This is a genomic window from Gordonia sp. (in: high G+C Gram-positive bacteria) (genome assembly GCF_049299075.1).
In the GTDB taxonomy this organism is placed as follows: domain Bacteria; phylum Actinomycetota; class Actinomycetes; order Mycobacteriales; family Mycobacteriaceae; genus Gordonia.
This window is the reverse complement of sequence record NZ_JBAQWU010000536.1, coordinates 1-7,073: the sequence shown is the minus strand read 5'-3', so window position 1 is coordinate 7,073 and position 7,073 is coordinate 1. Positions and strand designations below refer to the sequence as shown.

Here is a 7,073-nt window from a genome sequence, read left to right as displayed (position 1 = left end):
GTCCCGTGTGGGGCGCGCGGCTCAGCGCAGCTGCGCGGGCAGGTAGCGCGGTGCGGGATTGCTGCTGTGCCGGTTGTCGCCCTTGGGGTAGTAGAACTTGTGCCATGCCGGGCTCAGGATGAAGGCGCGGTTGGACGTGGCACACGAGACCACGTTGGCGCGCGGGCGGGCGCAGACGGTGGTGCCGACGCTGATCCGCTGGCCGACGTTCAGTACGGGGGCGCGGAAACCGGCCTGCGAGCCGAAGCGGTAGGTGGTGCCCGGTGGGACCCACAGGGGGCCTTGCAGGTCGTTGGTGATCGCGACACCGGTGATTCCCGGCGGCGCGGTGGCTGGACGACCCTGGCATCCCACCGACCCGGGGCGGCCGATCTGGCAGCGCCAGCGGCCCGCGACAAAGAAAACGCGGCCGTCGTCGGCGTAGCGCAGCGACCGGTACTTGCTCACGTTGACCGGGCTGTAGTTTCCGAATTGGAGTTCGGCCGGCACCGGCGCCGCGGCGACCGGAGCGGCGACGAGCGTGCCGAGCAATGCTGCGGAGGCGGCCAGAATCAGGCTGCCGAGCAGCGTCCGACGGCGACGGGGAGTGGTGAGAACGCGCACGAGTCTATTCCACCATGGGCGAGGCCGGTACGCGCTGACGTTGCCGCGATAGGTTCACCTCAAGTCCATCTCGACGTCGCACCGGGCGTGGCGGGCGGCGACACGCCGGGTGCGGCCAAACAGTTTCGCTGTGGACAACCCGCAGGTCTTTGACCTGGAAGAACCCTGGCTTCGCCACCGGCAATTCGTGGTGGCTCCACAGGGTTGTCCACACCGCGACCCGCGCGACGCACAGCTGTGCACATGCTTTCCACAGCGTTACCCACAACAGTCAGTTGCCGTGCGGGTATCCGAGACCTAATCTTCCCGAAGGATCGGATTCATCAGATGGCCACCGAACGCGCGAAGAGCGCGAGCGGGCGAGCGGGCCGAGCAGGCACTGGGTCCGAATATGATTGAGCGGCTAGACACCGGGGAGGAGTGGCTACGTGGTGCGCGATGACACGCAGGACCCGACGCATGCGGAGCCTCCCCCAGCTCCGGAAGAAGCTCTCCGGCAGCCCCCGCAGGACAATGCCGCCGAACAGTCGGTTCTCGGTGGCATGCTGCTCTCCAAGGATGCCATCGCCGACGTCCTGGAACGGATCAAACCCGACGACTTCTACAAGCCGGCACATCAGTCCGTGTACGACGCCATCCTGGAGCTGTACGGCCGCGGCGAGCCGGCCGACGCCGTCACCGTCGCCAATGAACTCGACCGCAAGGGCGAACTTCGTAAGATCGGTGGCGCCCCCTATCTGCACACCTTGATCTCCACGGTGCCGACCGCCGCGAATGCTGGCTTTTACGCCGAGATCGTCGCCGAAAAGGCACTGCTGCGCCGACTTGTCCAGGCTGGCACGCGCATCGTGCAGTACGGCTACGCCGGCGCCGACGGTCAAGACGTCGCCGAGGTGGTGGACCGCGCCCAGGCTGAGATCTACGACGTCACCGAGGGCGGCACCTCCGAGGACTACTCGATCCTCGAAGAGCTGATGCAGCCCACGCTCGATGAGCTCGACGCGATCGCCTCGCGCGGCGGCATCTCCCGCGGTGTGCCGACGGGGTTCGCCGATCTGGACAAGCTGACGAATGGTTTGCAGGGCGGCCAGATGATCATCGTCGCCGCCCGCCCGGGTGTCGGTAAGGCGCTCGCCCTCGACACCCCACTGCCCACGCCGACCGGCTGGACCCGGATGGGCAAGGTCGCCGTGGGCGATCAGCTGATCGGCGCTGATGGCACGCCGACGCGTGTCGTGGCGATCAGCGAGGTGCTGACCGACCGCCCGTGCTTCGAGGTGGTCTTCGCCGACGGCGCCGTCATCGTCGCCGACCGCGACCATCAGTGGTCCGCCGACATCGGCGGGCAGATGCAGGTGCTGACCACCGGTGAACTGCGGGCGCACGCGGGTTCGGCGCGGGTGCCCAACGCCAAGCCGATCGAGCTCCCGGAACGGGAGTTCGGCTACGGTCCGTACACGGTCGCGGCACTGGCCGGGATGGCCTACGACGATCCGGAGATCGCGCTGCGGATCGACGCGGAAGGCCCCGTCGACACGATGACGCTGATGGCCGACCTCGCCGGGCTGATCCCCGAGGAGTATCTGCGCGGATCGGTGCCGCAGCGTCGTGCGCTGCTCGCCGGGCTGCTCGATGCCCGCGCCCGCGTGGAAGCGGACGGCTGGATCACCATCCCGTCGGTGACGCGCCGCATGTCCGATGTGTTGACCGATCTGATCGCCGGACTCGGATACGTCTATCAGCGGATGCCCACCGGCTGGATCCGGATGCACGCCGATGCGGACGTGTTCACTGTCCATCACAAGCTGGTGCGGCACAAGGAGCTGCGCGGTGCGAGTCGCGGCCGCCGGATCGTCGCGATCCGTCCGGTTGCTCCGGTGCCGGTGCGCTGCGTGCAGGTGTCGGCCGCCGACCACCTGTACCTGGCCGGTGAGGCGATGGTGCCCACGCACAATTCGACCCTCGCGATGGACTTTTTGCGGTCGGCGTCGGTCCACAACGGCCTCGCCGCGGCGATGTTCTCCCTGGAAATGGGAAAGAACGAGATCGTGATGCGGCTGCTGTCCGCGGAAGCGCGGGTGAAGCTCGGCGATATGCGCGCGGGAAATCTGAGCGACGACGACTGGAGCCGCCTGGCCCGGCGCATGGGCGAGATCAGCGACGCGCCGCTCTTCATCGACGACTCGCCCAACCTGACCATGATGGAGATCCGCGCCAAGGCTCGCCGCCTGAAGCAGCGGCACGATCTGCGGCTCGTCGTCATCGACTACATGCAGCTGATGAGCTCAGGCAAGAAGGTCGAGTCGCGCCAGCAGGAAGTCTCCGAATTCTCACGCTCCATCAAACTGTTGGCCAAGGAGCTCGACGTTCCGGTGGTGGCCATCAGTCAGCTGAACCGTGGCCCCGAGCAGCGCACCGACAAGCGGCCGCAAGTCTCCGACCTCCGTGAGTCCGGCTCGCTGGAGCAGGACGCCGATATGGTGATCTTGCTGCACCGGCCGGACGCCTTTGAACGCGACGATCCGCGTGCCGGCGAGGCAGACATCATCGTCGGCAAGCACCGTAACGGTCCGACGGCGACCATCACCGTCGCCCATCAGCTGCACCTATCGAAATTTGTCGACATGGCCCGCGGCTGACCGCCGCTGTCGTCCAGACACCGCGCAGACTAGCGAGATGTGACGATATCGCCGGCGGGCATATAGCGATATGAAGAACACGCAACCAGGCGACATCGTCCGAGAGGCGTACTCGGCGAGATCCCAGGAGTATGCGGAGCTCGTTGGCTCTATGGCTTCGACTCACCCATCCGATCGAGCACTGGTAAGCGCCTGGGCCGCCACCCTGGAAGGTCCCGCGCTTGACGTGGGGTGTGGTCCGGGGCAGTGGACGAACTTCCTGACCGAGTGCGGATTAGTTGCGAGCGGGATGGACCTCGTTCCCGAGTTTGTTGAGCGAGCCCGTATGCAGTATCCAGCCCTCTCCTTTGATGTCGGCAGCTTTGCGGCATTGGACGCCGCAACAGACTCATTGGGCGGTTTGCTGTCCTGGTACTCGCTCATTCACCAGAATCCGCAGGACATCCAGATTCCGCTCGCCGAGTTCGCGCGGGCGATCCGGCCGGGCGGGGGGGTGCTGGTGGGCTTCTTTGAAGGAGGATCGGTAGAGGCTTTCGGCCATGCCGTCACTACGGGCTATCGATGGTCCGTGGCTGAACTGAGTCAGGAATTGGTCACTGCTGGCTTCGCGGTGATCGAGACACATACCCGAACCTGGAGTGGATACCGGCCACACGGTGTAATCGTCGCACTCCGACAGAGCTCCCGCTGACGCAGTCGCTGACGGCGAGGCGCCTAGGTGGACGACCACCGGCGGCATGGCCGGTGCCCGACACGCCCGCGCCCGGACCGGGTCATCCGCGCCGCCGCTGGCAACGACGGTGCGGCCCTCTTCGCGCGGGTCGCTCCGATCATGAGGGTGGTCCGCGATGCTGCAGCTTCCGACCCAGAAATGGCCATACAGTTGCAGACGAACGAGGAACAGCGGTGGCGTGCGTTCGGGTGCTGGCAGAAGTCCTCGACGACGTGGACGCTCTCGCGCCAGGGATTACCGTCGCGGCCGCGACCGATCTGGGGTTGGCACTCAACAGCTTCGAGGTGTCTTTACTGCTGACCGTGACGCCGGGATGGTCACTGCCACGCTGGGAGCGGTGACTGATCACGGCTTTGGAGGCCAGCCTGCTCCCGTGAGATACCCAGCGTCGCGCAGAACACGACGAGCCGCCCGCGACAGCGCTCGAGTGCTCGGCCACATTTGCGTACCTGACGACTGGCCCGGTCCGCGGACCGGTGCGCGCTGGGGGTAGAACGAGAGATGTGATTCCGTCCTCCCGGTGCCTCCGCGAAAACGGGCCGGGGACTCGATGAGCACCGGCCGGGCCTTGGTCCCGAGCCTGATCTATGCGGCCCTGACCACTTCGATCGTTAGCTCGCTCGGCATGCTTCTGGTGCCGTCGATCGCTGCCCAACTCGACGTCTCGGTGAGCACCGCCCAATGGATGCTGACCATCAACCTGCTGGTCGGCGCCGTCGCCACCCCGATCATGGGCCGACTGTCCGACGGCGTCAACACCAGACGTCTGCTGCTGATCGCCCTCGGGATCATCCTCATCGGTTCCGCGGTCGCCGCGGCCGCACCGACCTTCGGCATCTTCCTCATTGGCCGCGCCCTGCAGGGTCTGACCTACGGGATCGTGCCGGTGACCATCGTATTGGCCCGGCGGCACCTCGGTGTCGGCAAGGCGGACCCGGCGATCTCCACGCTGTCGGTCACGGTCGCGACCGGTCTCGGGCTCGGGTATCCGCTGACCGGGATCCTGGCCAGTCTCCTCGACTACCGTGTCGCCTTCTGGTTCGCGACCGTCTTCGTGCTGACAGCGATCGTGGTGGTGTGGCGGTGGGTCCCCGCTGACAGCGAAGCCGGGAGTTCGCGCCCGTTCGACACCGCAGGCGCCGCACTCCTGTCCATCGGGCTGGCGGGCCTGCTCATCACTATCAGTCAGGGCTCGCACTGGGGCTGGCTGTCGGCGGCGACCCTCGCCGCCGCGGTCGCCAGCGCGGCCTGCCTCGCCGCGTGGGTTGTCGTCGAACTGCGCTCGCGCGATCCCTTGATCAACCTGCGTGTCATCAAGGCTCCCGACGTTCTCCTCGCCAACCTGACCGCCATCGGTCTCGGCGCCGCGATGTACATGAGTCTGTCGACGATCAGCATCATCGCGCAGGCCCCGAAGGCGACCGGTTACGGTCTCGAACTGCCCCTATTCTGGGCCGGGTTCGTAATGCTCCCGCTGTCGGTCGGCAGCCTCGCTGGCAATCGTCTGGTCCGGCGCCTGGGCCCCGGGTCGATGACCACCATGCTCCCCGCCGGGTCGTCGGTGATGGCCGCCGCCGCCCTCATGATCTGGCTGACCAATGACCAGCTGTGGGAGGTCCTGCTCGGCATGCTCGGCTTCGGCCTCGGCATGGGTGCGGCGTATGCGGCGATGCCGGCGCTTGTCGCGCGTAACGTCGCCGTGTCCGAAGTGGGTAGCGCCGTCAGCTTCAATCAGGTGCTCCGCACCGTCGGCGGCGCGGCGGGCAGCGCGCTTGTCGGCTCGATCCTGGCGGCGCGACCGGGCGAGCACGGCATCACCGTCGCCCTCGGGGTGGCGGCCGTCGCCACGACGACGGTCTGCGTTGCATTGGTGGTTAACCAGGTGCGCGTGAGCCGCAGTCCCACGCAACCGGCCTGAGCGGTGCGGAGGTTGTGGGTCGCGGGTCAGCGCGCAAACAGGTAGGTGTCGTTGACGAATCCGCTGGCGGCGCCGGAGAAGGCGAGCCCGGACGCCGACTGGGTACCCAGCAGCGTGTGGAGCAGCGTCCCCGGGGCGACGGTCACCACGCCGGAGCCGAGGGCAGGGGTGCCGATGCGCAGGTTGGAATTGACGGTGACCACGTATCTGCCGTCGCCGTTCTTCGTCCACAGTTGGTAGACGACACCGGGATTGGGCACCGCGACACCCGCGGGCAGCAGGTACGGAGTCACCTCGGCGCGCGCGGTAGCGGGGGCCAGCTGGCCGCCTGCCGAAGCCGTCATCACTCTCGGTACCGCGTTCGCTGAGCCTCGGTTCAGCGAAATGTCGGCGAGCTCCGAGCGGTAGCCGGCCGAGGCCTTCGTCTCCGACAGCAGACGGTTGGTGTCGAGCTGGGACAGCATGTAAATGTGCTCGGTCACCAGATTGGGGAGATGGCGGGACTCCGCCCGGCGCGGTGCCACGATCGATAGGGCCGCTTCGGACAGGTGGAACGCCCCGATCGTCTTCCCGTTGACTTTCGCGCCAGCGCAGCGGGAAGTCTCCACCAGCAGGGTGGGATCGGTGCTCAAGCGGAAGCCGGCCGGAAGCAACGTCTGTGCGCGGACCTGCTGTTGCGGCGACAGGGTGATCGTGACGCCGAGATTCTCGCAGTTCCGTGCGACGACTGTGGCGATTCGTTCGGCCCCCGGTGCGGCAGTGGCGGCGCCAGCGAGGCCTGTCGTCACCACCGCTGCGGCCATGGCAGCGCCGATCCACTTCGTCGTGCGTCCGAACACGGATCCTCCAGGGAATGTAGGTGATTCAGGGGATTCGTCTGGAGCCGCACGCTACACGAGTCTCCGCTGATCCGATCGTCGCGCGCAGCGCATCGTCGTTGACGTGGGCGGAACGAATTGCCCATCGACCCTGTCGACGGACGTTGGCGATGCGATCCCGCCATGCTTGCGGCGTCGGACCTGATCGTCGCGGTTTGTCGCGAATAGGGGAAATGTGTCGGCGGCGGTCGAAACCTGAACGGTTTCGGCGGTCCAAAAGTGAACAGTCTCTAGTCTAGGTTTTCTTGTTCGGCTTTGATGCTGGGGAGTGTTTCCAGGCCTCGGTCGCGTAGCCGGTAGGA

The 7,073-nt window shown here is 66.7% G+C and carries 6 protein-coding genes; 4 read left to right on the top strand and 2 right to left on the bottom strand.

Annotated features, from left to right (window positions below; all coding sequences use genetic code 11):
* Positions 1 to 21 precede the first annotated feature (21 nt).
* Positions 22 to 603: a hypothetical protein gene (locus WAW85_RS17120; RefSeq protein ID WP_422560783.1), complete on the bottom strand. Its 582-nt coding sequence runs from the start codon at positions 601 to 603 to the stop codon at positions 22 to 24.
* 428 nt (positions 604 to 1,031) lie between these two features.
* Here WAW85_RS17120 and dnaB point away from each other — a divergent pair, with 428 nt between their 5' ends.
* The 4 genes from dnaB (at position 1,032) to WAW85_RS17100 (ending at position 5,893) form a co-directional block, all read left to right on the top strand.
* Complete coding sequence (gene dnaB, locus WAW85_RS17115) at positions 1,032 to 3,242, top strand: replicative DNA helicase (RefSeq protein WP_422560782.1); 2,211 nt, start codon at positions 1,032 to 1,034, stop codon at positions 3,240 to 3,242.
* A gap of 70 nt (positions 3,243 to 3,312) precedes the next feature.
* Positions 3,313 to 3,933, top strand: a complete 621-nt coding sequence (locus WAW85_RS17110) for a class I SAM-dependent methyltransferase (RefSeq protein WP_422560781.1) — start codon at positions 3,313 to 3,315, stop codon at positions 3,931 to 3,933.
* Positions 3,934 to 4,163: 230 nt separating this feature from the next.
* Positions 4,164 to 4,316: a hypothetical protein gene (locus tag WAW85_RS17105; RefSeq protein WP_422560780.1), complete on the top strand. Its 153-nt coding sequence runs from the start codon at positions 4,164 to 4,166 to the stop codon at positions 4,314 to 4,316.
* 209 nt (positions 4,317 to 4,525) lie between these two features.
* Positions 4,526 to 5,893 carry an MFS transporter gene (locus WAW85_RS17100; protein ID WP_422560784.1) on the top strand — a complete coding sequence of 456 codons (1,368 nt, stop codon included), beginning with the start codon at positions 4,526 to 4,528 and terminating at the stop codon, positions 5,891 to 5,893.
* A 26-nt stretch (positions 5,894 to 5,919) separates the two neighbouring features.
* Here WAW85_RS17100 and WAW85_RS17095 read toward each other — a convergent pair whose 3' ends face one another.
* Positions 5,920 to 6,732, bottom strand: coding sequence for a hypothetical protein (locus tag WAW85_RS17095; RefSeq protein ID WP_422560779.1), 813 nt, complete (start codon positions 6,730 to 6,732; stop codon positions 5,920 to 5,922).
* Positions 6,733 to 7,073: the final 341 nt, after the last annotated feature.